Genomic DNA, 24149 nt, shown 5'->3' on the forward strand with positions numbered 1-24149 from the left:
ATCGAGTTCCCCAGCACCTTTGAGCGGCTACGCACCGTCGCTTATCGCGATCCCATCGCGTTCTTCCAATCGACGCCTGGCCTCTAACTGCTCCATCTTTGCTTTGGCGCGGCGCGCTGCGCCATGGCACGGTTTTTCGATCCATCGGTAGAACGGATAGACGAGCGCCAGCGACAGGGTGCAAACGACGATCGGCGTCGTCACGAACCATCCAATCGCCGCAGCCGCGATCACGTGGACGAGGTAAATTGAAAAGCAGGCGCCACCGATGGCCTCCAAGGCATTGATGGGGCCCCTTTCAGAGGCGTTCCTGATCTCCACCATTATCCAGCAAGCGGCGAGCGCCGAGAACGGCACCATGGTCAGGTAAAAGCCGGCTGCGGTGTTCATCGTCGCCCAATAGAGAGCAGAAGCAGTTGCGGCAGTCGCGGCGCGCCAGCCCCAAACATTGCCTGGCAGCTTCAGACGGTGAAGATTTTCAGCAAGGTAGCAGCCGAGGAGCCATGCGGGGAGCCCGACAACCCAATTGAGTTGTGGTCCGTAGGCTTTGGCGTTTCCGTATTGGTCAGAGCCAACGCCTATCGCTACGCCATATGCGGCCACGACAGATGCCACGATGAGCAAGGGCCAACCAATCCGGCGAGAGACGGCTAGGATAAGCGGATAAAGGCAGTAGTAAATTGCCTCGCAGACGACGGACCAGAGAATATAGCCGTCGATCGGATTGTAGGCTCGCATACCCAGCGCTTGCGCCAGGATGGAGGCTGCGGCGGCTGGCGGCACTATCCGAATAAAGCGGCCGGCAAGGAATGGCCCGACCTGAAGCATGCGCGCCCGGTACGGATAGTGGATGCAGAAGCCCGAGACTACAAAGAAGGCAATTACCGCCGGATGGCCCGTGAAGAGGTATTTCGAAAGTCCGGGCATCGCCGGGCCAAGAAGGTGCGCGAATACAACAGACAGGGCGGCAACCGCTCTGACGGTATCGATACCTTCGACTTTGCCCGAATTTTGAAATGAACGCATGCGGCCAAGTAACCTCGGCGCGAACACTTTATCAAGAGACAACTATTAGTGTACTTGCGAGTACTCTAATAAGCCGCTGACACTGAGGCAAAAACCCCATGAAATTGATCCGCAACAAGCGCCGCGGTGCTCACGTGGTCGCTGTCCATGAGTTGCGTCTACTTGCTTGTTGGAGCTGCTGCCGTATGTCGTGCCGCACCTCGATGACTTCATCCCGAAATGGCTGTCGATCGGCATCCTTCTGATGTCCCCCATCGCCCGCGTCATCCACCAGAAGAATCTCAAAGATGAACAGGCTCAAGAAAGGTAGCGCCGCAGCCGCGATGGCCGTTGCATTGGTCGGGTCCTTCGAAAGGCTCCCGCAGCATGCTTTATCCAGACCCGGCCACTTAAGGCCAGCCGTGGACGATCTGCTATAGCAGCGCCCGCAATGCGTGGACAAAAGACCCCTCAATCTTCAAATCAATCCGCACCAGGCCATTCCAAGACCAAACACCTAAGCAATTGCGGACGCGTCCGATTTCATTGTGGGGGAAAACCGTTGAACCGGTACAGTTCCCACCCAAATGCGTCTTTCAGCAGCAAAGTCGATTCCGGCAACATTCGCGATATGGTTTTTTCCGCCAACGCGAACTTGGCGGCGCCGATGCGATCGGCCACTATATGCTGTTTCTCTGTCACCCGGATAAAGTACCGGATGTGATTGCGCTCTATAAAGGCGTCCACATCGTTTTCGGATTCAGGAAAGATATAAGGCGGCAGCAACCACCCTTTATCTCTGCCTCCCGTATAGGCGGCGGCAATTAAAGTACTACCCGTATCGAATGGTTGAAATACGATCCTCAAATCATTTGCCGCGACATAGCGATAGACGGTGTAACCTTCACGCTGGGCTCCCAGAAAATCATCGAGTTTTTGCCGGCCAATCAGGACATCCATGACGCCCTGCTCCATCCAGGTATAGGGTTGGCGTTTGGGGCGAGACATGTATTTAACGGCAGGAAGACAGAACACAACGACAGTAACGAGCACCACCGCAAACGCAAACAAATGGCCGTTGACGGCCCTCTGTCCTTCCCGCAGACGGGCCGACATTTCGAATAAAATTCCACCCGGCCGGGCAGCACTGCCCGCTGCAATTTTCTCCACTATCAAGCTCGCGCCGATATACGCCGTGGAGTAATACAATAGGTAAGCGGGCGTTGCCCATCGTATGTGGTTGAACATGACGGCGTACCAGATGATGAACATCGCAGCAGTCATCGCGACGAGCAGGAAAATCCTTCTAAACGACGCAATCAACGCACCGACGATAAGGATGAGAGCGACGATTGCGTATTGGCGGCGATCCAGAAACCAATCATGCAGTATGAAGAAAAAGTCATGCCAGCCTTGAAGGGTTGTCAGATCGGTGACGAAAACCCGGTTTGCCGGATCGAATGCGCGGCCGACTTCGACGCGATAAGCCGCCATCCACTGGTCCGAAAGTCCGGGATGCCCGAAGAAGAAAGGATAGATCGGATTCCCGAGCACAATGAGATTTCTGACGTACCAGTAGCCCGCAAGGGATAAAAAAGCGGCCAGGCAAGTCAAAAAAAGCGAAAATGGCAGTTTGCCGCGAAAGATCGAAGGCAAGAGCGCCAAGCCGATCAATCCAACCATCTGAAGCTCGGTATATTTGCCACCGACTGCCCCACCCAAGAGCAAAGCACAACAGACAATCTCTGAAGGCCTGCGGGTCTCAAGGTAACGCCAAAGATAAAGGACGGCGGCAACCGAAAAACAGGATCTGGGAAGGTCTGTCAGAGGAACTGCGGCGCCTGGTGTAAAAAAGGGCTGGAACGCGATCAGGAAGAAAACCAGCAATAATCCAGCCGCCCGGCAGCGGTGCGCACAACTTGTGAGCAGCAGCAGGAATCCGAGGAATATCGCCACATTCATCAGACCCGCAGCGAGCCAATGGTCGACGAACAATAGTGCACAAGCAAAAAGTACATTGAAGAAAAGCGGTATGTTTCCGTAAAAATTGCTGTTCATCTGCGGCGAGACGAATCCCCCATGGGAAACGATGCTTTGGGCGAGTGGGATCTGAAAAGCCCAAACGTCAGCTGATCCTGCCGGGAAAAGCGCTGTAACCGACATTACCCCCGTCAAGGCAATAAATGCAGCTGAGGCCAAAAGCGGGAATGGATTGCCCTTGGCGGTCGCCCGCACACCCATTACGGCCAAATTGCGCAAATCGCCAAAAATCGCCCGCACATCATCCCGGCGCCAGATCATCAACATGGCAGCAAGGGGCAGCACGATTTCCGCGCGCAACAAATGAATCGCCCCAAGAGCAGTTGCCAAACCGCCGACGAGCGCAAGTCCCGGCAAGACGCCGCTGAGGAGCAGATCCGTCCCGTCACGAAAAGAAGGATTAATGCCGCGGTTCAACCGAAGCACAAGCGCACGATGAAGGGTCAGGCCGAATAGTAAAATCGCTGCAATGACAAGCCAGGCGGCGAGGACAGTCATGACCGGATGTTTCCCCTTGTGCGTTCCCGCTCATGGGCGGCATCGATGCAAGCTCGCGAACCATCAGATCGGAAATGAAAAACTCGAAGCAGCAAAAGACCCGCCGCGGAGCAGTCTCAATTCCGATCGCCAAGACCGGATAGGGATCGGTCTCCCTGCCGCCGCGGGCAACGCCCGGCATAAATGAAAATTTTTCCTCTTTGTCAATTGCCAGCGAGGATGGTTCGAAGACGCGGCATTGTGCGGGCGCTGCCGTGAAGAACATTTCCCATAGTGCATCCTCTTCCAGACGGCTCAGGATCAATGATGCACTATCACACTCAGGAACTACACACCCCTTTTTCCGCTCGGCGGAAGACCACCACGTACCGTTGAACGTCAAACTCCCACTCCCGTCTCCACGCAGGGGCCGAGTGCCTCGCCACATTCAGAATCTGGAGCCCACCCCATGCTCGTCCATAACTGGCGCGCGGTGCTGAGGCGCGCCTGGAGCGTTCGCCTCATGGCGCTGGCGCTGCTCTTCATCGTCCTCGAGCCCGTCTCCAATGTCCTCGCGGCAACCTGGGTGTCCGGCAACCTCTACATCCAGCTCGCCATGTCCACGGCATCGGGGCTCTTCGCCGCGGCGGCGATCGTCGCCCGCATCTTCGTCCAGCAGAAAATCTCAGGAGAACTGAATGGCAAACCGCCTGCAGAAAGGTAGCGCCGCGGCCGCGATGGCCGTTGCTTTGGTCGGAAGTTTCGAAGGGCTTCGGCAGCACGCCTATCCAGACCCGGCCACTCAAGGCCAGCCGTGGACGATCTGCTACGGCAGCACCAATGGTGTGAAGCCGGGCAACTATAAGACGGTGGGAGAGTGCAAGGCGCTGCTTTCGCTCGAGCTGCAGCGGTACGCCAATGGCATAGAGCGGTGCGTCACGGCCCAGCTTCCGGATGCCCGCTTCGTGGCGCTGACCTCCTTCGCCTACAATGTCGGCGTCACGGCCGCATGCGGCTCCAGCGTCGTCAGACTGATCAATCAGGGCAGGACGGCGGAGGGCTGCGAGGCTCTCCTCAAATGGAATCGCGCCGCCGGCATCACCTTTCCCGGCCTGACGCGCCGCCGGCAGAAGGAGCGCGCCTTCTGCCTGGAGGGCATCTGATGTTCGGCCTTCTCGATACGCTGAAAATGGGCGCCGGCATCCCTGCCGGCCTCGTGCTCTATCACCTCTATGCCGTCTCGATCGGCTACCCCTCGGCGGCGCGCCAGGCGCGCGCCGGCTACGTCCTCATGTCTGAAAAGACCGCCGCCGAAGCCAGGGCGGCCGAGATGGAGCGCCAGCGCGATGCGGCGGCCGGCGCCGGTGAGGAGCACCGCAAGCGCCTGGAGGCGGCCAAGACCGCCGAACAGGCCGCCAGAGACACATTGGAACACGAGATCCGATCCTATGAACTCGAGCTTTCGCAAAAGAACCGTGCTTGCGCTGTCACTGCTGCTGATCGTGACTGGCTGCTCCGCCACTGAGCGCCTGAACACGGCGGCGGTCGCCAAAGGGCAGGTCGCCGCCGGCATCGTGCTGCCACCGCTGCCCGACGATCTCAGAAGGCAGGAAGCGCATGCGCCTGTCCGTGAGGGCGAGCCGCTGGTCGCGATCCTCGCCCGCGAGCGCCAGGCGCTCGACCGCGCCAACGCCCGCCAGGAGCGCAGCGTCAAATTCTATGATGACCTCACCAGCCGATACGGAACACGCCGATGATGAATGCCATTTCGCTCGCCCTTGCCAATCCGATGCTGAGCGGCGCGGGCGGCAGCGCCGGGGACCCCGACCGCTACATGTTCTTCGCCACCCGCAACCGCATGCCCTCGGGCGCGATCGTCACCGCCGCCTCCGGCACGAACTATGTCTGCACCAAGATCGTCGTCAACACGCCGCAATATAAGACGCGGACCTTCCGCTTCCATCTTTCCGGCTTCGCCTCGACGGAAGGCGGAAATTCGCCGCAGGAAACCGTCGTTACCGGCACGATCGGCACGCCGGGCAATTCCGTGGTCGCCGACGCCATGTTCGTCCGCGTCGCCGGCGTCTTCTACCAGTGCACCTTCGCCGGGGCGAACACGGTGACCGTTGCCGACCAGACGAATGGCGCCTGGACGGACGAGCTCACCATCCCCGACGTCGCGCCGGAAAGCGAAATCGAAATCTGGCTATTTTATCACACCGCCGTCGGCGAGAAGATCTGGCCGGTCTACCGCATTCAGAAACATCGCGGCGAACGCGTCTGGGGCGCCGGCGATCTCGCCACGCTTCTCGCCTTCAAGGATAGCCCGCTCGCCGACAGCACCGTCAGCCTCGATACCGGCTATGGCACGCAGGCGCAGCCGCAATATTGGGGGGCCGATTTCATGGTCGCCAAGGGCGACTGGGATGGAAGGCCGGTCGCGCTGGCTTTCGTCGACAGCATCGGCGAGGCGCGCCAGGAATATTCCTCCGCTGCCGATGCGCGCGGCAACCTCGGCTGGCTGCGCCGCTGGCTCGACAGGGATGGTGGCCCTGGCCGCATCCCCCATTGCCTGATCGGCATGCCCGGCGCCGGCTCCGTCCGCGAATATACCGGCAGCGGCTCCTCGATCGCGACCAGGCGCCGAGACATCATCCGCGAAATCATCGCCTTCAACGGCAATAAATGGCCGTTCACGGTCATCACAAATCAGATGGGGCAGAACGACACGGCCTCGACCTATACGCAGTTCTTCACCACCAATTATCGCTCCCTGGTCACCCGCCTGCGCGCCGAATATTCTGGCGCCAGAATCGTTGCCTTCCCGCCGCTCGGGCGGACGACCGTCACACGCGCCATCACGCTGACCTCGGTCGGCACGGTCGCCACGGCGACCATCGCAAGCGGCCTCAACGGACTTGCGACAGGCCAGACCGTCAGTATCTCGGGAGCAACGCCGACCGCTTACAATGGAAGCTATGTAATATCGGTCGTCGACGCCAACACCTTCACCTACAGTTTCGCCGGCGGCACTTCGCCGGCGACCGGAACGATCACCTGCAACGATCTCGGCCTCAGGGCCGAGTATCAGGTCTATGGCACCAACAACAGCTGGCCGTCGGATGGAACGGACGCTTCCGGCAAATGGCGGCTTCGCGATGATATTCTTGCGCAGACATCGGCTTGCTGCGACGCGGCAATCGATACTTACGCGGCTTGGGTCTCCCCCTCCAGAGGCGGTGTCTGGCCCGGCATGCTGGAGCTTGCGAGCACGACATTGACCGCGCAGGCCGGAACTGACGGCGTTGCCACCTATAACCAGATTGTCGTCGCGGATGCGAGCATCTTCAGGCCCGAGCAGACGCTGCACATCTATTCCGGCCCGGACGGCCTGGCGCGCTTGAGCACGCAGGTCGTCGCCAGCATCGCCGGCAACGTCATCACCTATCAGGGCGTGAGCGCCGTCGTCATGCCGGTTGGCTCCGTAGTGCGCCCGGCGCCGTCTGTCGGGGAGCTTTCGCCGGTCTCCTTCATCCATCCGCAGCCGATCATGATCGACCGGATTTCGAACGGCATTGCCCAGTCCGAAAAGCTGAAATTCAATTCCTGAGGTGGCCTGCCATGACATCCAACGACGATATCCTGCGCGCGCTCGGGCGCGTGGAGGGAAGGCTGACCGGCATCGAGGAAAACGTCGCGCTGCTGCGCCAGGAGATGAGCGACGAAAAAGCCAATGCCCATGAGGGCCGAGCCGTGATCCACAAGCGGCTCGACGAACAGGCAAGGCAGATCGCCCATCTCGATACGAGAGTGGCGATGACAGGCGGAGCCGATGCGCAGATCCGCGCCGAGATGCTGACGCTCAAGGAAACCGTCGAGAAGAACCAGGAGACGGTCGGCCCGGCGCTCGAAGAGTGGAAACGGATGAAATCGATCGGTTATGGCATCTCAGGGCTGATTGCCTTCGCCGGGCTGACGACGGGTGGGGTCATTGCCTATGCCAGCGATGGGGCTGTGGCGGCACTCAGGCATTGGCTGAAGATCAGTTGAGCGGTGCGCCGTCTTTGCGCTGTTTGGCCGGGCAAGTCATACGCAGCAAAACGGCGCCAGCTCGGCTGATATATTGCCGCCTCCGATGCCTTACTTAAAATTAGACTTTGCTAACGAACAAAACCGAAGCCTGTTTGTTATCCTCTTCAAGGAGGAAACAGACATGAAGAGCATGAGCAATCGCCAAGTTCGTATTCCCGGGCCTCGGGAACATGATGTTGCCGAGCATTGCCGCAAGTTTGGGATTGGCCCGGCGGAGGAGAAGAAGCTGAAGAAGCTGCTCGGGTCTCATGCGCCGCTGCACGAGATTCAGGCCAACGCGCCGCCGCGCCTGCCGAAATGGCGATAACGCCGGGGCCGGAACTTCCGGCACTATCCGGCGTTTGGATCGCCGGGCCGCGCGGCTGGTCTCGTCTCCTGTACCCCCTGCTACCCCGGCAGGCGCTGCGCGGTCCACTGATTCCCTTGCTACCGGCTTATCGGCGTGCGGATGCTTATGCACGCCGACATCAATGCCGCAGCTCGCGCGACAGCATGAGGATATAATCGTCGGCGATATCGGCGACCACCATGGCCGCTTCGGCCGGCGGGTAGCCCCTGGCGACGGCCTCGGCGACGAGCTTCATCACCTGCGGCTCAAGCGCTTCCCGACAGTCGGCCAGACTTTTGTCATTCGGGCATTTGGCACGAAATTCCACAACGTTATTCATGGCATACCCCTCCGTTTGATGTTGCGGCGCTGCTTGTTGCATGAAGCCGGTCCTTTCGGGAAAGGCGGGTCACCGTTCCGGCGCGCCGTGCCGGAACAAATTAGCGATCATGAAAAATACGATGTCACAGGGCGGGATGTATTCAAGTTGATGCTGATATTAAGGTAAGGCAGTAGGGTTAATTCGTCCAGCGGCAGTTGAAGGCCCGTTAGCCAGAATGTCAGGGAATGGCGCAACTGCTTGTTTCCGTGTCGCTTTCCGGCGCGAAAAAGCCGGCGGTCTGTTGGTTTTTCATGAGAAATGCCGGCATTTACCATGCGCTACGAGGGCTGGTCGCAGCTCTGTACCGGAGCCGGACAGCCATAGATTCCGACGCCATCCTCGGCCTTGTGCCACGACTGTCCGGTCCGCGTCGATGGCTTGCCCCTCACCCTAACCCTCTCCCCGTTCTGACGGGGAGAGGGGACGTGCCCTACGAGACTTTTGGCGAGAGACCGAGAGGTCGCGGCTTGTCCCCTTCGCCCCGTTTTCGGGGAGAAGGTGGCGGCAGCCGGATGAGGGGCGGTGGCCGCGGCAAAGGCACGGCGATGAAGATCTGCCGGACGCGGCCCTCAGGCCGCGTTGAAGGGTACGGCGACGAAGGTTTTATTGCCGTCGCGTTCGACGAGCAGCAGCACGGATTTGCGGCCGGCCTTACCGGCTTCGGCGATTGCGGCCTTGACGTCGCGGGCATTGTGCACCGGCCGGTCGTTGACCGAGACGATGACGTCGCCCGATTGGATGCCGGCGGCGGCGGCCGATTTATCCGGATTGACGCTGGCGACCACCGCGCCGCTGACGGAGCGCGGCAGGTTGAGCTGCTGGCGCACATCGGGCGTCAGGTCGGCAAGGCCGATGCCGAGGCTCGGCTGGCCGGAGACGTGGCCCTGCGCTTCCGGGCTTGTCGCCGCAGCCTGCTTCCGGCCATCCGCATTGGCGCCGACGGTGACGTTGAGATCGATCGCCTTGCCGTCGCGCCAGACGCCGAGCGATTTCTGCGTGCCCGGCGAAAGATCGGCAACGAGACGCGACAGGTCCTTCGGCGTCTTGACGGTCTCGCCGCCGACCGAGGTGACGATGTCGCCGGGCTTCAGGCCGGCATGGGCAGCCGGCGTATCGGCGGAGACGGCAGCCACCAGCGCGCCGCCTGTCTTGTCGAGGCCCACGGCGTCGGCGACATCTTTCGTGACCGGCTGAATCTGCACGCCGAGATAGCCGTGATTGATCGAACCATCCTTCTCGAGCTTGGCGACGATCGCCTTGGCCTCGTCGGAGGGAATGGCGAATCCGACGCCGACGCTGCCGCCGTTCGGCGAGTAGATGGCGGTGTTGATGCCGACGACCTTGCCCTCGCGATCGACGAGCGGACCGCCTGAATTGCCGTGGTTGATCGGCGCATCGATCTGGATGAAATCGTCATAGGGCCCGCTATGCAGGTCGCGGCCGCGGGCCGAGACGATGCCTGCCGTTACCGTCGTGCCGATGCCGAAGGGGTTGCCGATCGCCAGGATCTGATCTCCGAGCTTCAGCCTGTCGGAATCGCCCCAGGCGACGGTCTGCAGCGGCTTGCCTGCCTCGACCTTCAGAACGGCGACATCGGATTTCGGATCGGCGCCGATCAGCTTGGCCGGCAGCTCGGTGCCGTCGTCGAGCGTCACCTTGATGTCGAGCGCATTGTCGATGACATGGTTGTTGGTGACGATCACGCCGTCCGGGTTGACGATGAAGCCGGAGCCGAGCGCCATCGCATGCTGGGAGCCGCGCTGTTGCGGGGCCGGGCGTGGCAGGGGAATGCCCTGATCCTCGAAGAACTGGCGGAACTGCTCGTCCATCGGCGATTCCTGCTCGGCGCTGACATCCGTCGTCTTCATCGTCGTGGTGATGGTGACGACGGCAGGCTTGTCGGCGTCGACGACGGAGGCGAAGGAGCCGCTCGGGGCGAGAATACCGCCCGTGTCCGATGGTGCGGCAAAGGCGCTGGGCGAATTGACGGCGAAGGGAAGGCATGCCGCGCCGGCGATGATGGCGGCCCCGACAAGTGCTGCTGTGCGATGTTTGCTGAGAATATGTGACATGGTGGTTATCCCTTGCGAGAACGTTGGCTTGTGATGGCGTCGCAGTTCCATGTCTGGGACCTGGCGTCGGATGAGGTGCGCCAATTCCTCCGTTCGCCGGCGCGGATCGTCGGGAGGCGACGATCGGGGAGGAGGGGAGAAGAATTCGCGCTCGGGATTAAATATGATCACGCCGGAGGGCTTTACAAATTAAATATTGATCATGTTTATATTGCCGATTTGTAAGACATTACTGAAGTTTAACATCCGTCGCCGATGCCGGCGCCAGCCGCCGCGTTCCCCGCCAAACTGTCGGCCGTCTCGCCTGATAAAGGCGGTCCCGCTCGCTTCGGCAAAGTCGGATCTCCGGAACCCGTTGCGGCTATAAAAGTTAGTGGACTCTAAAATATTTCTTCGTCAGGAAGTCATGACCGGGGAATCGGCCGCAGGCGCGTCTGGCCCACGGTATATGAGGGGCGATGAAGAATTCGGTTGAGCGGGGGCGGAAAGCCGAGCGCGGGATGCATGTGAAGCTGAGCGACGTGGCGAAGAAGGTGGGCGTGAGCCCGATCACCATTTCGCGTGCATTGCGCAATCCGGAAATCGTCTCGGAGGATCTGCGCGAGGAGATTCTGCGCACGGTCGAGGAGATGGGCTATATCCCCAATCTTGCCGCCCGGGCGCTGGCCGGCCGCCACAATGGCATTGTCGGCGTCATCACCCCCGCCTTGCACCAGTACGGCTTCGCAGCCCTGATGATCGGTATCGAGGATTGTTTCCGCGGCACGGAGTTCACCGTGCAATATTCGAGCACGCTGCACCATGGCGAGGGTGAAGCCGGCCTGCTGAAATCCATCCTGACCCAGAAGCCGGCCGGCGTCATCATCGCCGGCGCCGAGTACTACGGCGATCTTCTGCCGCTGCTGGCGAGCGCCCCCTGTCCCATCGCCCATGTCACCGATCTTAGTCAGGAGCCGCAAAGCCTGGTCGTCGGCCTCGATCATTATATGGCGGGCGCCGAGCCCACCCGGTTCCTGTTGTCGAGGGGCTATAGTCGGATCGCCTTCATCGGTCGCGGCGCCGATGTCCGCTCGCGCCGGCGCATTGAGGGTTATGAGGCGGTGATGCGGGAAGCTGGCCTTTTCCACGAGGATCTCATCATCGGCGGCGATGCGCCGAGCCGTATCGGCCTCGGCAGAGAGCTGTTTTCCCGCCTGCTCGAGCGCGTGCCCAATGTCGATGCCGTCTTTGCCCAGAGCGACGAACTGGCCTTCGGCGTGCTGATCGAATGCAAGGCGCGCGGCATCCGCGTGCCGGAGGATGTCGGCATTTGTGGCTTCAACGACCTGGAATTTTCGCCCTTCATCGAGCCGTCGCTGACGACGGTGCACATCCCGCGCCAGGACATCGGCTACCGCGTCGCCGACATGCTGCTGCATGCCATTCATGATGAGCCGCCCCGGGAAGACAGGGTCAATTGCGGCTTTTCCATCGTGCCGCGCGGTTCGACACGATAATCTGTCACGTGCCGCCATAATGGAAGTGGGGCGCCTTGAGGTCTGGGCACAGTCAGGATTATTCCGTATATGGAGCGGATGGCCACCACTGTGCTTAAGAATGGATAAGACCGGATTGTCTTTCGACAGGATGCGCACCTTCGTGCGGGTCGCTGAGCGCGGCAACCTGTCAATGGTCGCAAAGGAGCTGGGCCTCGGCCAATCCACCGTGACGCGGCACCTCAATGAACTCGAGGAGGCTGTCGGCGTGCCGCTGCTCAGCCGCACCACCCGCCGCGTCACCCTGACGGAGGAGGGCAGTCGCTATTATACCACCTGCCTTCAGATCTTGCGCCTGGTCGAACAGGCCGCTGAGGAAGCCAGAGATGCCCGTCAGGCTCCGGCGGGGGCTGTTCGGCTTTCCTGTACGGCAGCGCTCGGTGTGATGCATGTCACGCGTATGATCTTCGACTTCCAAGACACGCATCCGGACATCCGCATCGACCTCAACCTGACGGACGAACGCATCGACCTGGTTCGCGAAGGCGTTGACGTGGCGCTTCGCCTTGGACCTCTCGCCGACAGCTCGATGAAACTTCATGCGGTCGGAGAGAGCCAGCGGCTGCTGGTTGGCGCTCCGGCCTATTTGTCCGCCCGGGGGCGGCCGGAGCGTCCGGCCGATCTGTCACGCTACGAAACCATCGTGATGTCCAATGTGGCAGGCAGCAACCAGCTCGTTCTTTCCGCCCCCGATGGCGCCAGATTCATGATCCCGGTCGGCGGTCGGCTGCGTGTCGATCACGGGCTTGCGGCGCGCGAAGCTCTTGCCGCCGGACGCGGCATCGGTCCTACTCATCTCTGGCTGGTTCAAGATCTGCTGGACGACGGCCGGCTTGAAGTGGTGCTTGGCGACTATCGGCCTTCGCCGGTTCCGCTAAGCTTGCTGATTGTTCCGGAGCGTGCAGCCATTGCCCGCGTTCGGCTGCTGGTCGACTTTCTTGCCGCCGAGATTGCCAAGCTGCCGGGAATCCGGCCGTCGTAAGCCGCTGATTCAACTTCCGAACGACCGCTTGTCGCCGCGCCATCCCGTCGTCCGCAGAAACTGCTCCCAGTTGAGCGTCTCTGGATTGAGCCGGCGGCTCCATTCGAGATCGTGTTCCTTGCCGAAATAGCCATATTCGACCGCATATTCGACCATTCCGAGAAGCTCTCGAACCAGAAATTCGTTGGCGGCAAATTCCGGGAAATAGCGCAGAAGGCCATCCCTGGTGAAAGCATTTCGATACTCGGCCTTGAGGCCGGTGACGCGTCGGAAGGTTTCGACCATTTCCCGCGGAGAAATGATATCGCCGACGATCGGCAGCGTTTTGCCGTTGTAGCGCTCAGGATTTGAGAAAATCTCCAGGACGACAGGCCCCGTCGCCGTCAGCGGATCGACAAAAGGCGCCCGGAAATCTTCCGGAAGGTAAATCGGCAAGAGCAGGGTGTCGCCTTCCATCCGCGGCGCATAATACTCGATAAGGTTTGTGTAGAAGAATGCCAGCATGACGAAGGAATGAGAAATCGGCAGGGCGCGTATGTAATCTGCAACGCGCGCCTTGTCGGTAAAATGCGGCGCATATTTCGTCCCACCGGTGATCTTGTCGACATTCTCCAGCGTGCTGAAGACGATGTGCCCTACGCCGGCCTCCACGGCAGCGTCCGCCAGTTGCCGGCCGAGAGGTGCTTCGGTCGTCTCTGGCGGGGCGATCGGCGGCGTCATCAGAAACGCGCCATCCGCGCCCTTGAATGCCGCAGCGAATTCCTTCTGAAGGCCGAGTTCGAGGGGCACGGCGGCGATTTCCGCGCCGAGTTTTTCGAGACGCAGGGCTTCGGGCGAATCCTTTCTTCGAGTGAGAGCACGGACGCGGAAACGCTGGCTTTCAAGAAGCGTCGCAACGACGCTCCGCCCCTGTTTGCTCGTTGCGCCCGTGACTGCGATCAGTGGCTTGTTGGTTGTAGACATGTCTTTCATCCTTTCCCGTCATTCGAAGACGACCAGACAGGCCGCCGTCTTTGCGAGGCAGGGCGCGGGCAGTCCATTGCCGATCGCCCACCTCGATGGCGGCATTCTATCGAAATAGGTTTTCCCGCTGTAGATGGCCGGAATGGATAAGATAATGCCATTTTTTGGATAAATATCTCCATCTGGTCGCTGTGGATCGCCCGACCGGATCAGACCGTCGAAGGCCGCCGCGCGATCGGAAGCGCTGGCGATCCATGATCTCTGCCAGTGTTCTTTCTCGAAGCAATCAGGGTATCAGCAGGATACTGCCCGCCGCGCGCCCGGATTCCATCTCTTCGTGCGCCTTCGCAACATCGGCCAAACGGTATTCGGCGCCGATCTGCGAAACGATCCCCGATTCCATCGCCCCGATCGCAGCGAGAGCAGCCTCGCGATATTGTCCGACGTCGGCGCACCAGGCCATGATGCTCGGATGGCAGAGCGCCTTGCCCGGGCGAAGTTCCTCGACAGGCACCGGTGGAATGGCGCCGGCGGCCTGACCGATGGTGACAGCCATGCCGAATGGGCGGACAGAGTGTATGCTTTTGAGAAGCGTATCCCCGCCGATCCCGTCATAGGCGACGTCGACGCCGAGCCCGTTCGTCAGCCGCTTCACTTCCGCGACGAAATCGGCGCCGCGCCCGACGATCAGGTGATCGGCTCCACAAGATCTGGCGAGGGCTGCCTTTTCGGAGGAACCGACCGTTCCGATCACCGTGGCTCCGAGCGACTTGGCCCAGCGAACCAGGATGCTGCCGAGCCCGCCGGCAGCCGCATGGATCAGAACGTGGTTTCCTGCACGCACATCATAGGTCTTCTTCAACAGCATGTAGGCGGTCATGCCTTTGAGGAGCGAACTCGCCGCCGTTTTTGCCGAAAGGGTATCCGGCAGCTTGATCGCCCTTTCAGCGGCGATGTTGCGCGCGGAGCGATAGGCGCCGACCGGAGGCCCGGCATAGGCGACGCGATCACCTCTTCCGAACATCGAGACGCCCGAACCGACAGCCTCGACGATTCCAGCCGCTTCGGCGCCGATCACCGCGGGGTAGGACGGCATCGGGTAGATACCTTTTCGGTGGTAAACATCGAGAAAGTTCGTTCCGACCGCCTCGTGACGGATTCGGATCTCGCCAGGGCCGGGGCCTTCCCACTGGTGCTGCTCAACATGGAATTGGGTGATGTCGCCGGGGACATTCAGCCATACGATCTGGTCAGTCATCGCTCGTGATCTCCTTGATCCGGGCAAATTAAGCGATGGCGGTATGGGTGAAAATTCCCTATTGCTGCACAATGGTTGGGAGAGATTTCACAAAACTCGATTGGGACGACCTTCGGCATTTCCTGGCGCTCGCGCAATCGGGAACCTTGCTTGGTGCAGCAAGACAACTCGGCGTCGAACATGCCACCGTCAGTCGCCGCGTTTCGTCGCTCGAATCCAGTCTCGGACGCAAACTCGTAGATCGCCGCGGACGCCGCATCATCTTGACGTCGGACGGAGAGCAGGTTGCGAGATACGCCGCTCTCGTCGCCGTCCAGACAGCGGCCATCGAGCAACTCGGTCGCAGCAGCGCCACGGAATTGCGCGGCCATGTCAGGATCAGTGCCCCTCCCGCGCTATCGAGCATGCTGCTTGCAAAACCCATCGCAGCCGCCAGGCGAGACCATCCCGGCGTTGAGATCACGCTTGTCGGAGAAAAGCGCCTCGCCTCCCTCAACAGGCGGGAGGCGGATGTGGCCGTGCGAATGTCGCGTCCGGAGGACGGAGATTACGCGGTCGCCAAGCTCGGCGAGACAAGCTTTCATCTCTACGCATCGAAGGCCTATCTCGAAACGGTTCCGCCGTCGGACTGGACCTTCATCGGTTACGACGAAACCATGAATGCCTCACCGCAGCAATTGCGGCTGATCGAACTGGCCGCCGGCCGGCCGATCGCTGTGAGATCGTCCGTTTTGGAGTTTCAGGCTGCAACTGCAAGCCTTGGTGCAGGTGTCGTCATGCTCCCCGATTTCGCCGTCGCGGAGTCCAGCGGTCTCCAGCGCATCGAGACCGAACAGCCGTTGACGAGAGAGGTCTGGCTGGTGGTCCATGCCGATATCAAGGACGTTCCCTCCGTCCGCGTCGTCGTCGATGCGCTGAAAAACGCTTTTGGCCGGTAGTCCCCGCGGTTGGATCTCTGCAGAACCAGATCACTTTTCGCAAAGCCTTCGGCCGCCCGAATAGGGCTGATAGGTACAATCGGATGGGCGAAAGGAGCGGTAGCTGCGCGAGCAGGCGGTGATGTTGCAGGACTGCGGGGCGGCTTGACCGTCGACGACCGCTTCGCTCGACCGCACTCCGTTGAGCGTCGGCTCGATCGTCGCCTCGCGGATGAAATCCCGCCAAATATGGGCGGGCAGGGCGCCGCCCGTCACCCCCTTCATCGGCGCGTCATCATCATTACCAACCCAGACGCCAACGACGAGGGCGTCCGTGAAGCCGACGAACCAGGCATCACGATTGTTCTGGCTGGTGCCGGTCTTGCCGGCCGCAAAGGTGCCGGGATCTGCACCACGTCCGGTGCCGCGCTCGACCACCAACTGCAGGAGTCCGAGGAGGTCGGACTGGTAAGGCGAAAGATCGACATTCGGCTTCGATTGGGCGCCAACGCGAAAGGCCTTTGGCTGCCCTGCCGCTTGGAAATCGATGATACCCCAGGGCTTGACGGGGGCCTTGCCGAGCTGGACGGAGGCATAGGCGCTGGTGAGATTGAGCAGATTGACTTCGGAGGTACCGAGCGCCAATGACGGCGTGTCGGCCAGTGGCGCATCGATGCCGAGTTCGCGCGCCGCGGCAATCACATTGTCCAGACCGACCTCTTGGGCAAGCGATACCGACGCGGCATTGAGCGATCGCGCGAACGCCTCGGCGAGCGTCACCCACCCACTATAGTTGCCGCCGGAATTTTCCGGCGACCAGCCGTCGATTTCAATTGGTGCGTCCAGAATCTGGTCGGACAAGGTGAGCCCAGCCTTCAATGCTGCGTAGTAGACGAACAGCTTGAAGGTGGAGCCCGGCTGGCGCATCGCAGTGACGGCGCGGTTGAACTGGCTCGCCTTGTAGTCGCGCCCGCCAACCATGGCAACGACAGCGCCGTCCGGTGTCATCGCAAGCAGCGCAGCCTGCGATGCTCCTACGGATTTTCCTTCGCCGTCCAAAGACCGTTTCACGATCCTCTCGGCGATCTGCTGTAACTGCGGCACCAGCGTGGTGCGCACCGTCGTCGACCCTGGCGAGGAGCCGGCGATTTCGCTCGCCTGCGGCGAAATCCAGTCTGCAAACCAGCTCCCGGAGCGCGGGGTCGGCGTCGTTGGATGCAGCTTGGCAAAGCTCGTCTTGGCCTCCGTCGCCTGTGGCGCGGTGATCTTGCCATTGGCCGTCATCGCGTCGAGAACGACCAGGGTGCGCTGCCGGGCGCCTTCGAAATTGTCGATGGGGTTCCATTGGCTGGGCGCCCGCAGCAACCCCGCCAGCATCGCCGACTCCGGAAGGTTGAGGGCGCCGATATCCTTGTTGAAATAGATGCGCGCGGCGGCGGGCATGCCGGTCGCACCGGCGCCAAGATAGACGCTGTTGAGATAGCGCGTCAGGATTTCCCGCTTGCCGAGCTTCCACTCCAGCCAGACGGCGATGACAAGCTCCTGTATCTTTCGTTTGATCGTCCGGTCGCTGTCGAGATATTGCAGCTTGATGAGTTGCTGGGTGATGGTGCTGCCGCCCTCCACCACCGCGCCGGCCTCCAAGTTCCGCAGAAACGCCCTGCCGATGCCCCTGGGGTCGACGCCGAAATGATCCATGAACCGGCGGTCCTCGATCGACAGCACGGCATCGATCAGATGGGGTGGAAACTGGTCGTATCGCGCATAGGGACCTTGATAAGGCCCCTGTCTCACCAATGGCGCGCCGTCGGCGGTTTCCAGCACCACGACCGGCTTCAACGTTCCATCCCGGATCTCGCTCCAGGGCACGTCTTTCAATGCCCACACCAGCACGCTTCCGACGAGGAGGCAGACAAGAAGGATCGACCCGAGAGCGTATTTCCGCCAGCCCGCCAGAAGGGACCGGGGCTGGCTGCTTTCAGCCGGATTGGTGCGCCGATCGCGAATCCTGCGGCGGGTTCTGGCCAGAGCGGTGGTCATCCACTGGGTTGGAGCCGATGTGGCTGCCCGCCGCATCGACCTCCTGAGCTTCCGCCTCAAAAGCGAAGCGGCCGTCCTGCTCTTCGCCAAGGCGGCACTTGCCCGCAAATCGTGACGCAGCGCATGCAATAGATTGCTCGCGGCCTGTCTGGTTTGGCCGAAGGATCCGTGGGGCGGTTGCGGGTCGTCGACTTTGGTAATGTCTGGTGGATCCGAGGCAGCCGCTTGCGCCGCCGGATCTGCTGTCTGATTGCGACCCGAGATCGAGCTGCTAACGCTTTCACCTGAGGAATCGGGAGAATTGGGCATCGGGTACCGCTAAAAAGCCAACGCAGCATGATCTATATATCCGCGTGATGCGGAGTGTTCTACCGCAAAAGGTCGCAGCAGTTCCGGAACTCACCACCGGGCGGTGGGCGTCGAGCGAGTTTTCCTCTCAAGGTGCGACTTGGGAAGCTACCGACATCAATTCCTGGGAATTCGGTGCCTTGAATGTTTGTAGCCCGGGCTCCAGAGCTTCAGTAAAGCTCCACCGTACGATGCCCTCCCGGTCGATGAGGAACTGACCGACAAGCTGCCCATGGTCGGCGGTCATCATCTGCTGATCGGCTTCCGTCATTTGATATCCTTCCTTCTCATTGATAAATTCGTCCATTGCCCTCACGTCCATAGGCTCGGGCAACTCGCCCGGAAGATCGATCCGTATCGCCATGAGCGTATCGATCCCGACCTCGCGTAAGCCGAAGGCTTGGTGCGAAGCCCGTACCGGGTCGGAAGCAGCAAGAAGATCGGGTATGGGATGGTAACGGAAATAGAGCCGCGCGCGTTCGACCGGGGTGTTTACAACAGCCAGGGATTGAACGCCTTTCTCACGCAGTACCGGGTTGAGATATGACATGGCGGCGACATGGCGCCGGCAGAACGGGCAATGCAGGCCTCGAAACAAACCGATCAACAACGGGCTGCGGCCACGAAAATCATCAAGTGCGATTTTCCCCTCGTGCGAGATGGCATCAAACTCAACGTTCGGGACCCGGTCGCCCGGTTGTAGCGGATGGTCGACATAGGGCGTGGACATGGACAACCTCCTCGCTCGGGATCAGTCGAGCAAAGGCGCCACGTGAAGTACTGCGAGGTCGAAATTGAGCGTTGCAGGCCTGACCTCTCGTCTTACCGCACCGCCAGGATCCAATTTAAGAATGTGCTCACATGAGACCGCGGGCAAGCGGTAAACAGCGAATCGTGAATTGAAAAAGTCCGTTTTCTGCAAACACTGATTTTTTAGCGGCCAATCTGTGAATTGTCGCACACTGACCGGCCGCAAGCCTCTAGCAACTCTGCGCATCGCGACCACTTCGGGACGGCCCTTACTTTACCGTGATGGCAATGCCGCTGAGATCGGCGTTGACTTGCAGGCCTACCTGCTTGCCCGAGAGTTCGAGTTCGGCGCCCTTCTCATTGGTCATGACGATCATCTGGGCCCCTTTGCCGACAGCGCCGCCACCACCCGCCGCACCGTAGACCCCCGTCACATCTTGAGCGCGGCGGATATGGCGAACGGTACCATGAAAATTGGTCTTAGAAGCCCCGAAGGCGAGGCCACCCGAGATGCCGCCGACAGTGATGGGATAGCGGCGACCATGGAAGGTCAGCGTGCCTTCGCCTCCAGTGCCACCCACAAAGAAGGCAGCCTTGTAGACCGAGAAGCTGATCGTACCGCTGTCGGCATGCGCGGAGCCGGCGAAGCTTACTCCCGCTGCCGCGATAACCGCAGCCGCGACTGAACGAATTGTGGACGAATTCTTCATGATGCAAGTCTCCTCAAAATCGAGGCTTACCCAGCCAGAAGGGCGTGTCAACGTCATGCCAAAGTCACAGCTGAAACAGTCTCGCCCGTCATTAGTTCCAAGCACGCGGCCAGAATCCGACCGGGAGAAAGCGGCCAACGGATGGCAAACATAGTCTCGGTGGCAGGGCAGCCGGTGGCAGCCCATGACGCTGTCACGGGTGACCGGGCCGCCACCTGGCGGACATTGCCAGCCATGCAGAAAAGATTACTTTAGACGCAGGGGCTGTGGGGCCTTCATATTGTCGACTCGTTAAGCGTGCGGTGAGGAGGGAATGCCATCGATGTTGCTGGAAGATTTGTATCGCCTGATGAAGACCGGGCACGTACAGGCCCAGGGCATCGTCGACACGATGACCCAGCCCGTTGTCGTGCTGGATCAGAATTTCTGTGTGACGACCGCAAACAATGCGTTCATCAAGACTTTCGAAGTCGAGCGGGACGACATCCTCTCACAGAACTTCTTCCGGCTTGGAAATGGGCAATGGGATATTCCGGAGCTTCGGCAGCTCATAGCCTCGGTGATCCCACGGGCGGCCGCCGTCATTGGCTTCGAAGTGAAGCATGAATTCCCGACGATCGGCCAGCGTACATTCCTTGTCGATGCCCGCCGCCTCGTTCATCCGGATAACAACAGTCCCAACATCCTGGTCATCTTCGACGACGTGACGGAGCGCCGGCGCCACGATGCCGAGATGGACTTCATCGTGGCCGAGATGCGGCATCGGCTGAGGAACCTGTCGGCCGTCGTTCAGTCGGTCGTGAACAACACCAGGACCGACGATCCGGCTGTGGCAAGCTTCAAGGAAGCGCTGCTTGGAAGGCTGGATATCACCTTTCGAGCTCAGGAAGTTGCTGCCATTGGCGGGCTGACTGAGTTCGAAGCATTGCTGCGAGGCGCGGTCGGTGCGACGGTTTGGGAACGGCTCGAATGCTCTGGACCGTCCGTAGAATTTGGAAGTTCAAAGGTTCTCCCGGTCAGCATGATCCTGCACGAACTCGGCACGAACGCGTTGAAGCATGGTGCTGCCTCGGTGCCCGGCGGAAAGATAAGGGTGACGTGGGAAATGGAAGCCGGGCCGCGGGACCGGACGTGGCTCGTATGTCAGTGGCGCGAGGAAGCAGGGCCGCCTATTCATGAGTCTGTACGCCAGGGCTACGGGACCGAACTAATCGAGGGCCTCGCCGCCCATATCGGTGGAAGCGTGGAACTTAACTATCCTCCCAGTGGTTTCACTGCGACGATCAAATTCCCGATGTGAGGTCATGTGAGCGATATTGTCGACACGAGGGCAGGCGCGACCAAGGTCCTCGTCGTCGAGGACGAGTTCTTCATCGCCGATGAACTCCGACGTAAACTGACCGCTGCCGGATTGCAGGTGCTTGGCCCGGTGTCATCGAACGAGCGCGCTCTCGATCTGCTGGAGCAGGATCGACCTGACGTTGCTGTCCTTGACGTTCATCTCGGCGAGGCAAGAGTGACCGCGGTAGCTGCGAAGCTTCGCCAGTTGAATGTCCCGATCGTTCTGGCGACAGCAAGTCCTGCCCATGAACTTGCATCTGACCCAGTCCTCGCGGGCGCGGTCATCCTGGAAAAGCCCACTGATTTCGGTCTTCTCATCGAAACCGTTCGCAGGGCGGTCAAGTGACTGTTCTCAGGGCTGCAACCTCTCAGCGGAGGTCTGCTTGGGGAGTCCGCGTTTGGAAAAGAGGCCAGTCTGGCTGGCCCCTTGATCCATGATCAAATATCGCTTGCGGCGCTCGACCACAACTCGGCCGCCTCGGCTGCCGTCATCCGCCGGACCTCGGCCTCGTGGCTGCGGCTGGCGAAGAGTTCGCTGGCCATGATCTGCTCGGCCAAGTCGGCCGGCAGCGAGAGGATGACGCGGGCTTCGCCATTGTGCAGGCCGCCGAGTTCGGTGCGTTTGCCGGTCACCATGCCGCCGGCGACCGTGTTGTTGGTCTCCGGATCGATCAGGATGAAGGAGCCGGACTGGCGGTTCTGCTCGTAAGGATCGAAGATCGCCGCTTCGTCAAAGGCAAGCCGGACCTTGCCGATGGCGTTCATGTAGAGCCGCTGGGCGGGGTTCCAGGTGCCGGTCTTCAATTCGAGCTGGCTGAGCGGCTGCACCTGGACGCGCTGGCGGCGGCTGCCGCTCTTCAGCCAGTAGCGCTTGCCGGGCTCGATGCCTTCGGGCTGCAGCGCGACGATCTGCGCGTCGAAGGCCAGGCCGACCTGCGGCTGGGCGTCGATCGAGACGATCATGTCGCCGCGTGCCACGTCGACCTGGCGGTCGAGCACCAGCGTGATCGCGTCGCCGGCAACGGCGGCGTTGCGCACGAGATCGAAGGTGACGATCTTGGAGACGTTGGCGACCATGCCCGACGGCAGGATCATGACGCTGTCGCCCGGCTTGACCGAGCCGCCGGCAACCGTGCCCTGGTAGCCGCGGAAGCTTTCGCCCGGACGCGACACACGCTGCACCGACAGGCGGAAGCCGACCGTCTGCGACGAGCGCACGGTCGCAAGCTCCAAAGTTTCCACCAGCGTCGGGCCAGTGTACCAGGGCATGGCGCCCTGGCCGGAATAGACGACATTTTCGCCCTTCAGCGCCGACATCGGAATGGCGGTGATCTGCTTGACGCCGAGCGACAGAGCGAATTCGCGGAATTCGTGGCTGATCTTCTCGAAGCCGGCGCGGTCATAGCCCGTCAGGTCGATCTTATTGACGGAAAGCACGAACTGCCTGATGCCGAGCAGCGAGGCGATCGTCGCGTGGCGGCGCGTCTGTTCGAGGATGCCGAGACGCGCATCGACGAGCAGGATGGCGAGATCGGCGGTCGAGGCGCCGGTCGCCATGTTGCGGGTATATTGCTCGTGACCGGGCGTGTCGGCGACGATGAAGGAGCGCTTGTCGGTCGAGAAATAGCGATAGGCGACATCGATGGTGATGCCCTGTTCGCGTTCGGCCTGCAAGCCGTCGAGCAAGAGCGCGAAGTCGGGCAGGCCGAGGTCGTTCTGCTTGCCGGTGGAATCGCGCTGCAGCGTGGCGGCCTGGTCTTCCTTGACGGCCTTGGTGTCCCAGAGCAGGCGGCCGATCAGGGTCGACTTGCCGTCATCGACGCTGCCGCAGGTAATCAGGCGCAGCGGGCGCGAGTCACGTTGAGCCTTCTGCGGCTCGGCGGCGGGCAGGCTGGCGACGGTTGCGGCCGAGACGGCGGTTTGGACTGCGGTCATCTCAGAAATATCCTTCACGCTTCTTCTTTTCCATGGAGCCGGACTGGTCGCGGTCGATGGCGCGGCCCTGGCGTTCGGACACCGTTGCAATTTCGAGTTCGGCGATCACCTCTTCGAGCGTGCTCGCCTCGGAGCGGATGGCGCCGGTCAGCGGGAAGTCGCCGAGCGTGCGGAAGCGGATCATGCCCTCCTGGCGCACTTCGCCGGGCAGCAGCTCGAGGCGCGGATCCTCGGCAAGGATGATCATGCCGTCGCGCTCGACGAACTTGCGCTTGCGGGCGTAGTAGAGCGGCACGAGCGGGATGTCCTCGGCCTGGATGTAGCGCCAGATATCGACCTCGGTCCAGTTCGACAGCGGAAAGGCGCGCACGCTCTCCCCCTTGCGGATCATGCCGTTGTAGATGTTCCAGAGTTCCGGCCGCTGATTGCGCGGGTCCCAGCGATGGTCGGGCGTGCGGAAGGAATAGATGCGCTCCTTGGCGCGGCTCGCCTCCTCGTCGCGCCGCGCGCCGCCGAAAGCGGCGTCGAATTGGCCGGCATCGAGCGCCTGGCGCAGGCTTTCGGTCTTCATGATGTCGGTGAAGGCCGCCGAGCCGTGAGTGAAGGGCGTGATGTTTTCGGCCGCGCCTCGCGGATTGATATGCTCGATGAGATCGAGATCGTACTTCTTAGCGGTCTCGTCGCGGAAGGCGATCATCTCGCGGAACTTCCAGCCGGTGTTCACATGTAAGAGCGGGAAGGGCACGCGGCCGGGATAGAAAGCCTTGCGCGCCAGGTGCAGCAGCACCGAGGAATCCTTGCCGATCGAATAGAGCATGACGGGACGCTCGAATTCGGCTGCGACTTCGCGGAAGATGTGGATGGATTCGTTTTCCAGCGCCTTCAGATGCGGGTCGAGCGGCGCCTTGGCGCTCTGGGGATTGCTGAGTTCCGTATCCGGACGGCTATCGGGCATGTCTTACTCCAGACTGTCG

At 61.0% G+C, this 24149-nt stretch carries 24 protein-coding genes and 1 pseudogene; 14 read left to right on the forward strand and 11 right to left on the reverse strand.

Features of this window, described 5'->3' with window-relative positions; genetic code table 11:
- Positions 1-27: 27 nt before the first annotated feature.
- Positions 28-1026: an acyltransferase family protein gene (locus tag ACQ7C1_RS13925; RefSeq protein ID WP_430958685.1), complete on the reverse strand. Its 999-nt coding sequence runs from the start codon at positions 1024-1026 to the stop codon at positions 28-30.
- Between the two features lie 166 nt (positions 1027-1192).
- Here ACQ7C1_RS13925 and ACQ7C1_RS13930 point away from each other — a divergent pair, with 166 nt between their 5' ends.
- The gene (locus ACQ7C1_RS13930) at positions 1193-1336 is read left to right on the forward strand and encodes a hypothetical protein (protein ID WP_430958817.1); all 144 of its coding nucleotides are present in this window, start codon (positions 1193-1195) and stop codon (positions 1334-1336) included.
- Positions 1314-1416, forward strand: a pseudogene (locus ACQ7C1_RS13935) (lysozyme); the annotation flags it as partial. The gene ACQ7C1_RS13930 and the pseudogene ACQ7C1_RS13935, both read left to right, overlap by 23 nt.
- A gap of 132 nt (positions 1417-1548) precedes the next feature.
- Here the strand turns inward: ACQ7C1_RS13935 and ACQ7C1_RS13940 are convergent.
- Positions 1549-3543: a hypothetical protein gene (locus ACQ7C1_RS13940; protein ID WP_430958686.1), complete on the reverse strand. Its 1995-nt coding sequence runs from the start codon at positions 3541-3543 to the stop codon at positions 1549-1551.
- 448 nt (positions 3544-3991) lie between these two features.
- On the opposite strand from ACQ7C1_RS13940, the gene ACQ7C1_RS13945 reads away from it, so the two are divergent.
- The 7 genes from ACQ7C1_RS13945 to ACQ7C1_RS13975 all read left to right on the forward strand — a co-directional run bounded on the left by ACQ7C1_RS13945 (position 3992) and on the right by ACQ7C1_RS13975 (position 7921).
- Complete coding sequence (locus ACQ7C1_RS13945) at positions 3992-4246, forward strand: hypothetical protein (protein ID WP_430958687.1); 255 nt, start codon at positions 3992-3994, stop codon at positions 4244-4246.
- Positions 4221-4685, forward strand: coding sequence for a lysozyme (locus ACQ7C1_RS13950; protein WP_430958688.1), 465 nt, complete (start codon positions 4221-4223; stop codon positions 4683-4685). The genes ACQ7C1_RS13945 and ACQ7C1_RS13950 overlap by 26 nt, the downstream gene beginning before the upstream one ends.
- Positions 4685-5047, forward strand: coding sequence for a hypothetical protein (locus tag ACQ7C1_RS13955; RefSeq protein WP_430958689.1), 363 nt, complete (start codon positions 4685-4687; stop codon positions 5045-5047). The genes ACQ7C1_RS13950 and ACQ7C1_RS13955 overlap by 1 nt, the downstream gene beginning before the upstream one ends.
- A 4-nt stretch (positions 5048-5051) precedes the next feature.
- Positions 5052-5279 (forward strand): hypothetical protein, encoded by a 228-nt coding sequence (locus tag ACQ7C1_RS13960; RefSeq protein ID WP_430958807.1) that lies wholly within the window; start codon positions 5052-5054, stop codon positions 5277-5279.
- Positions 5276-7132, forward strand: coding sequence for a hypothetical protein (locus tag ACQ7C1_RS13965; RefSeq protein ID WP_430958690.1), 1857 nt, complete (start codon positions 5276-5278; stop codon positions 7130-7132). Before ACQ7C1_RS13960 ends, ACQ7C1_RS13965 begins: the two co-directional genes overlap by 4 nt.
- 11 nt (positions 7133-7143) lie before the next feature.
- Complete coding sequence (locus tag ACQ7C1_RS13970) at positions 7144-7572, forward strand: DUF1515 domain-containing protein (RefSeq protein ID WP_221138770.1); 429 nt, start codon at positions 7144-7146, stop codon at positions 7570-7572.
- A 163-nt stretch (positions 7573-7735) separates the two neighbouring features.
- Positions 7736-7921, forward strand: a complete 186-nt coding sequence (locus ACQ7C1_RS13975; RefSeq protein ID WP_020920687.1) for a hypothetical protein — start codon at positions 7736-7738, stop codon at positions 7919-7921.
- A 160-nt stretch (positions 7922-8081) separates the two neighbouring features.
- On the opposite strand, the gene ACQ7C1_RS13980 is transcribed toward ACQ7C1_RS13975, so the two are convergent.
- Positions 8082-8282, reverse strand: coding sequence for a hypothetical protein (locus ACQ7C1_RS13980; RefSeq protein WP_430958691.1), 201 nt, complete (start codon positions 8280-8282; stop codon positions 8082-8084).
- Positions 8283-8893: 611 nt separating this feature from the next.
- Entirely contained in the window at positions 8894-10396 is a 1503-nt protein-coding gene (locus tag ACQ7C1_RS13985) for a DegQ family serine endoprotease (protein WP_430958692.1), read from the reverse strand.
- A gap of 458 nt (positions 10397-10854) precedes the next feature.
- Between ACQ7C1_RS13985 and ACQ7C1_RS13990 the strand changes: the two genes are divergently transcribed.
- Both ACQ7C1_RS13990 and ACQ7C1_RS13995 read left to right on the forward strand, forming a co-directional pair.
- Entirely contained in the window at positions 10855-11892 is a 1038-nt protein-coding gene (locus tag ACQ7C1_RS13990; RefSeq protein ID WP_221138772.1) for a LacI family DNA-binding transcriptional regulator, read from the forward strand.
- Positions 11893-11992: 100 nt separating this feature from the next.
- The gene (locus ACQ7C1_RS13995; protein WP_430958693.1) at positions 11993-12913 is read left to right on the forward strand and encodes a LysR family transcriptional regulator; all 921 of its coding nucleotides are present in this window, start codon (positions 11993-11995) and stop codon (positions 12911-12913) included.
- A 9-nt stretch (positions 12914-12922) separates the two neighbouring features.
- On the opposite strand, the gene ACQ7C1_RS14000 is transcribed toward ACQ7C1_RS13995, so the two are convergent.
- Together ACQ7C1_RS14000 and ACQ7C1_RS14005 are read right to left on the reverse strand one after the other, a co-directional pair.
- A complete protein-coding gene (locus ACQ7C1_RS14000) occupies positions 12923-13876 on the reverse strand; it encodes an NmrA/HSCARG family protein (RefSeq protein ID WP_430958694.1) in 954 nt (317 codons plus the stop codon).
- A 286-nt stretch (positions 13877-14162) separates the two neighbouring features.
- Positions 14163-15134, reverse strand: coding sequence for a quinone oxidoreductase family protein (locus ACQ7C1_RS14005; RefSeq protein WP_430958695.1), 972 nt, complete (start codon positions 15132-15134; stop codon positions 14163-14165).
- A gap of 71 nt (positions 15135-15205) precedes the next feature.
- Between ACQ7C1_RS14005 and ACQ7C1_RS14010 the strand changes: the two genes are divergently transcribed.
- Positions 15206-16072 carry a LysR family transcriptional regulator gene (locus ACQ7C1_RS14010; protein ID WP_430958808.1) on the forward strand — a complete coding sequence of 289 codons (867 nt, stop codon included), beginning with the start codon at positions 15206-15208 and terminating at the stop codon, positions 16070-16072.
- Between the two features lie 30 nt (positions 16073-16102).
- On the opposite strand, the gene ACQ7C1_RS14015 is transcribed toward ACQ7C1_RS14010, so the two are convergent.
- The 3 genes from ACQ7C1_RS14015 to ACQ7C1_RS14025 all read right to left on the reverse strand — a co-directional run bounded on the left by ACQ7C1_RS14015 (position 16103) and on the right by ACQ7C1_RS14025 (position 19899).
- Positions 16103-18091, reverse strand: a complete 1989-nt coding sequence (locus tag ACQ7C1_RS14015; RefSeq protein WP_430958696.1) for a PBP1A family penicillin-binding protein — start codon at positions 18089-18091, stop codon at positions 16103-16105.
- 436 nt (positions 18092-18527) lie between these two features.
- Positions 18528-19169: a peroxiredoxin-like family protein gene (locus ACQ7C1_RS14020; RefSeq protein ID WP_430958697.1), complete on the reverse strand. Its 642-nt coding sequence runs from the start codon at positions 19167-19169 to the stop codon at positions 18528-18530.
- 289 nt (positions 19170-19458) lie between these two features.
- Complete coding sequence (locus ACQ7C1_RS14025; protein ID WP_430958698.1) at positions 19459-19899, reverse strand: hypothetical protein; 441 nt, start codon at positions 19897-19899, stop codon at positions 19459-19461.
- A 313-nt stretch (positions 19900-20212) separates the two neighbouring features.
- Between ACQ7C1_RS14025 and ACQ7C1_RS14030 the strand changes: the two genes are divergently transcribed.
- Both ACQ7C1_RS14030 and ACQ7C1_RS14035 read left to right on the forward strand, forming a co-directional pair.
- Positions 20213-21199, forward strand: coding sequence for a PAS domain-containing protein (locus tag ACQ7C1_RS14030; RefSeq protein WP_430958699.1), 987 nt, complete (start codon positions 20213-20215; stop codon positions 21197-21199).
- Between the two features lie 6 nt (positions 21200-21205).
- Positions 21206-21586: a response regulator gene (locus ACQ7C1_RS14035; RefSeq protein ID WP_097601519.1), complete on the forward strand. Its 381-nt coding sequence runs from the start codon at positions 21206-21208 to the stop codon at positions 21584-21586.
- Positions 21587-21678: 92 nt separating this feature from the next.
- On the opposite strand, the gene cysN is transcribed toward ACQ7C1_RS14035, so the two are convergent.
- Positions 21679-23175 carry a sulfate adenylyltransferase subunit CysN gene (cysN, locus tag ACQ7C1_RS14040; protein WP_430958700.1) on the reverse strand — a complete coding sequence of 499 codons (1497 nt, stop codon included), beginning with the start codon at positions 23173-23175 and terminating at the stop codon, positions 21679-21681.
- Between the two features lies 1 nt (position 23176).
- Positions 23177-24130, reverse strand: coding sequence for a sulfate adenylyltransferase subunit CysD (gene cysD, locus ACQ7C1_RS14045; protein WP_064692172.1), 954 nt, complete (start codon positions 24128-24130; stop codon positions 23177-23179).
- Positions 24131-24149 lie beyond the last annotated feature (19 nt).

The organism is Rhizobium sp. Nf11,1, from assembly GCF_050587665.1.
Classification (GTDB): domain Bacteria; phylum Pseudomonadota; class Alphaproteobacteria; order Rhizobiales; family Rhizobiaceae; genus Rhizobium.

Excerpts from the sequence above, each read along its gene's own strand:
- ACQ7C1_RS13925 (WP_430958685.1), bottom strand. The coding sequence starts at position 1,026 with ATGCGTTCATTTCAAAATTCGGGCAAAGTCGAAGGTATCGATACCGTC.
- ACQ7C1_RS13940 (WP_430958686.1), bottom strand. The coding sequence starts at position 3,543 with ATGACTGTCCTCGCCGCCTGGCTTGTCATTGCAGCGATTTTACTATTC.
- ACQ7C1_RS13945 (WP_430958687.1), top strand. The coding sequence starts at position 3,992 with ATGCTCGTCCATAACTGGCGCGCGGTGCTGAGGCGCGCCTGGAGCGTT.
- ACQ7C1_RS13950 (WP_430958688.1), top strand. The coding sequence starts at position 4,221 with ATGGCAAACCGCCTGCAGAAAGGTAGCGCCGCGGCCGCGATGGCCGTT.
- ACQ7C1_RS13955 (WP_430958689.1), top strand. The coding sequence starts at position 4,685 with ATGTTCGGCCTTCTCGATACGCTGAAAATGGGCGCCGGCATCCCTGCC.
- ACQ7C1_RS13965 (WP_430958690.1), top strand. The coding sequence starts at position 5,276 with ATGATGAATGCCATTTCGCTCGCCCTTGCCAATCCGATGCTGAGCGGC.
- ACQ7C1_RS13970 (WP_221138770.1), top strand. The coding sequence starts at position 7,144 with ATGACATCCAACGACGATATCCTGCGCGCGCTCGGGCGCGTGGAGGGA.
- ACQ7C1_RS13975 (WP_020920687.1), top strand. The coding sequence starts at position 7,736 with ATGAAGAGCATGAGCAATCGCCAAGTTCGTATTCCCGGGCCTCGGGAA.
- ACQ7C1_RS13980 (WP_430958691.1), bottom strand. The coding sequence starts at position 8,282 with ATGAATAACGTTGTGGAATTTCGTGCCAAATGCCCGAATGACAAAAGT.
- ACQ7C1_RS13985 (WP_430958692.1), bottom strand. The coding sequence starts at position 10,396 with ATGTCACATATTCTCAGCAAACATCGCACAGCAGCACTTGTCGGGGCC.
- ACQ7C1_RS13990 (WP_221138772.1), top strand. The coding sequence starts at position 10,855 with ATGAAGAATTCGGTTGAGCGGGGGCGGAAAGCCGAGCGCGGGATGCAT.
- ACQ7C1_RS13995 (WP_430958693.1), top strand. The coding sequence starts at position 11,993 with ATGGATAAGACCGGATTGTCTTTCGACAGGATGCGCACCTTCGTGCGG.
- ACQ7C1_RS14000 (WP_430958694.1), bottom strand. The coding sequence starts at position 13,876 with ATGTCTACAACCAACAAGCCACTGATCGCAGTCACGGGCGCAACGAGC.
- ACQ7C1_RS14005 (WP_430958695.1), bottom strand. The coding sequence starts at position 15,134 with ATGACTGACCAGATCGTATGGCTGAATGTCCCCGGCGACATCACCCAA.
- ACQ7C1_RS14010 (WP_430958808.1), top strand. The coding sequence starts at position 15,206 with ATGGTTGGGAGAGATTTCACAAAACTCGATTGGGACGACCTTCGGCAT.
- ACQ7C1_RS14015 (WP_430958696.1), bottom strand. The coding sequence starts at position 18,091 with ATGACCACCGCTCTGGCCAGAACCCGCCGCAGGATTCGCGATCGGCGC.
- ACQ7C1_RS14020 (WP_430958697.1), bottom strand. The coding sequence starts at position 19,169 with ATGTCCACGCCCTATGTCGACCATCCGCTACAACCGGGCGACCGGGTC.
- ACQ7C1_RS14025 (WP_430958698.1), bottom strand. The coding sequence starts at position 19,899 with ATGAAGAATTCGTCCACAATTCGTTCAGTCGCGGCTGCGGTTATCGCG.
- ACQ7C1_RS14030 (WP_430958699.1), top strand. The coding sequence starts at position 20,213 with ATGCCATCGATGTTGCTGGAAGATTTGTATCGCCTGATGAAGACCGGG.
- cysN (WP_430958700.1), bottom strand. The coding sequence starts at position 23,175 with ATGACCGCAGTCCAAACCGCCGTCTCGGCCGCAACCGTCGCCAGCCTG.
- cysD (WP_064692172.1), bottom strand. The coding sequence starts at position 24,130 with ATGCCCGATAGCCGTCCGGATACGGAACTCAGCAATCCCCAGAGCGCC.